General features: G+C 71.8%; 3 protein-coding genes and 1 pseudogene. 1 reads left to right on the forward strand and 3 read right to left on the reverse strand.

Annotated features, from left to right (window positions below):
- Positions 1–92 precede the first annotated feature (92 nt).
- Positions 93–338, forward strand: coding sequence for a hypothetical protein (locus ACSNOD_RS30280; RefSeq protein WP_436770282.1), 246 nt, complete (start codon positions 93–95; stop codon positions 336–338).
- Positions 339–372: 34 nt separating this feature from the next.
- Here the strand turns inward: ACSNOD_RS30280 and ACSNOD_RS30285 are convergent, their stop codons facing one another.
- From ACSNOD_RS30285 to ACSNOD_RS30295, 3 genes and pseudogenes are all read right to left on the reverse strand, one after another.
- The gene (locus ACSNOD_RS30285; RefSeq protein WP_436770283.1) at positions 373–825 is read right to left on the reverse strand and encodes a YchJ family protein; all 453 of its coding nucleotides are present in this window, start codon (positions 823–825) and stop codon (positions 373–375) included.
- Between the two features lie 584 nt (positions 826–1,409).
- On the reverse strand, positions 1,410–1,601 hold the full coding sequence (locus ACSNOD_RS30290; protein WP_436770284.1) for a hypothetical protein: 192 nt from the start codon (positions 1,599–1,601) through the stop codon (positions 1,410–1,412).
- A gap of 441 nt (positions 1,602–2,042) precedes the next feature.
- Positions 2,043–2,524, reverse strand: a pseudogene (locus ACSNOD_RS30295) (IS5 family transposase); the annotation flags it as partial.
- Positions 2,525–2,734: the final 210 nt, after the last annotated feature.

Here is a 2,734-nt window from a genome sequence, read left to right on the forward strand (position 1 = left end):
GATGGGCCGAATGGCCCGCAGGTCGGCGGGGTCGAGGCACCCCCTGCCGGCCAGGGGATGCGCGGGGGGCGGAACGGCGGCACGCTGAAACCATGGCTGAAGCGGAGAGCGGGATACGGCAGGCACGGGTCGTCGTGCACGGCGTCAACCCCGGCGACCCGCCGTTCCGCGTGGTCGAGGTCAACGGCGTCACCGTGGGTCTCGCCCGCGGCATCGTCGATGTGATCAACTTCGCCCATCGGGCGGGGCTGACGAAGGTCGATGTCGACGACCCGGCCGACGTCCGATGGGTCGAGGGCGACAAGTGGTCGTGGATGCCGAGGCACCACCGCGGCTGAGCGTCTCCGGCCGTTCTCGGCCGGAGAACCGGTCTCAGTCGGAGAAGATGTCGCCGTCCACGTAGACCCAGGCCCCGTCGTGGCGGGCGAAGCGGCTCCGCTCGTGCAGGGCGCCCGCCTCGCCGCCGTGGCGGTAGCGCGCCCGGAAGGTGACCGTGCCCGTCGTGTGGAAGGCGCTTCCCTCGCCGGTGTCGAGGATCTCCAGGCCCTGCCAGCGCAGCTCGGGGTCGAACTCGATGTGCGGCGGCCGCGTCGAGGGGTGCCAGGTGCGCAGCAGATACGCCTCGTCCCGGACGACGAACGCGCTGTAACGGGAGCGCATCAGGGCCTCTGGGGCGGTCGCGGCGGCCGCCCCGGCGTGCAGCCGGCCGCAGCAGTCGCCGTACGGGGCGGGCAGCCCGCAGGGGCACGGGGCCGCGGCGGACGGCACCGCGGGGGCGGTGGCGGAGCGGTTCGGCCGGGGGCGCCGGCTGCTGCGTCGGGACATGGCCCCATTGTGCCCGTACGTCCCCGTGGCCCCGCGCCGAGGCCGGGCGGTCGGCGAACCCGCGCCGGGCTGGCCGTGGCCGCGTTCGCGGGGCAGGGCGCGGGCACACACCGGCCCCGGGCGTGCGGGGACCCCGCGCAACCCGGGGCCGGTGCCCCCCGTGCGGCAGTGGCTCGTGACCATGCGGACCACGAGCCTTCCGCGACCGGCCGGGCCGGTCTTGCACAAAATCGGCGTGCGCGCGGCGCACGTCCCCGAAGAACGGCTCGACCGGCCGGGCCGCCTCGTACGAGCCGCCCCGGATCGACCGCGACACCGCGCGCCCGGCCGAAGGGCGCGAGCTACGGCATCACCAACTGGTTCCCAGGTCCTGTCCGACGGGTCGGGTGGCCGGGACGGCAGGCGCGGGCGGCCGGCCCACCGCCTTCGACCAGACGATCCACAAGCGCCGCGACGAAGTCCTTGGACGCCTGCTGTCGGGCTGGTGGTGAGGTTGGCGCCCGACGAGACGGCCGGGGCGTTGACCGTCTCGCCGCAGGTGGTGTCGGGGCCCGGGGGCCGAGCCGGGTCGGTTGTGCGGGGGCTCAGGAGTTCTGCGTGGAGTTGGGGGTCAGTGTCGTACCGCTGGGCAGCAAGGTGGTGATCGAGGTGTTGGGGATCGTGGCGTCGGTGTCGTTGTGCGACCAGATCCTCGCCAGAACCGTACGGCCCGAGCTTGTGCTGACGTTCGAGCTCCATGTCGCGCCACCGTCGACCGAGAAGAGCGGCGTCGGCAACGGGTCAGCGTGAGCGGTGCCCGCGAAGGCAGGCACACCAACGCCCATGACCGCCGCTACCACGCCAGCACGAGCCCAACGAGACAACCTGAGCCTCATGTCGCATACCTCCCGATCAGCCGATCAGTCACATTCAGCATGAGTTTCGGGCGCAGCCAGCGCGACCCTGTCACCACAATCCACCTGAACGAGAGCCTGCCCGCACGTCTGCGCCAAGGCGACCCCATCGCCGAACGCTCCTCTCGGACTGTCGCCGCTCTCGCCCGCAACAGCAACAGATCCGCCACCCGGGTGAGAGCCATCAGGCACTGCTTGGCCGAACCCACTCTGCGTCCGACAGATCACCGCGCACCACACTGGCCGGAACGACATGAACTGGACCAGTCACACGACCCGCCGGACACGCCCTGGGTCGTGTCCGGAAAGTCATGGGAGCCAGAGTGCGACGACGCGGTCGGGCCGGGTCCGGGGCCTGCCCGGCCTCGGCCGGGTGATCCGGACCTTGGCCATGACGGGTTCGAACTGCGTGCAGTCGTTCACGTTCCCGCTGGTGAGGGTGAAGGCGAGCGGTCGGCCTCGGCCGTCGCAGGCGAGGTGGATCTTGCTGGTCAGCCCGCCGCGGGAGCGGCCGAGTGCTTCGCCTTCCCAGGTCCCCCTTTTCGGGCCCCGGCAGCGTGCTGATGCGCCCGGATCGCGGTCGAGTCGACGCAGACGATCGTCCAGTCGACCTGTCCAACAGCGTCGGAGTGCTGCTGGACATGGGCCAGGAGGCGGTACCAGGTGCCGTCGGCGGACCAGTGCCGGAAGCGGTCGTAGACCGTCTTCCACGGCCCGTAACGCTCCGGCAGGTCACGCCAGGCAGCGCCGGTGGACAGCTTCCACAAGATCCCGTCGACGACCTGGCGCCGGTCCCGCACGGGCCGACGTGCGGGGGCATCGCCGGTGTTCTGGCCGCCAGGGCGACGGTGCTGGGCTCCCCTGGCGGCCAGAATCGATGCTCCTCGGCGCTACCTGCCCGCCGTTAGGTCGAAGGTCTTCACCACCGCCGAGTGGAGGACGTAGTCGCCGCCCGAGCCGCACGAGGCCCTCGTGTCCGCGGTGTTGGAGATGTTCGTGCCTGTCGACCAGTCCCG

It is taken from the genome of Streptomyces sp. URMC 123, assembly GCF_051386515.1.
In the GTDB taxonomy this organism is placed as follows: Bacteria; Actinomycetota; Actinomycetes; order Streptomycetales; family Streptomycetaceae; genus Streptomyces.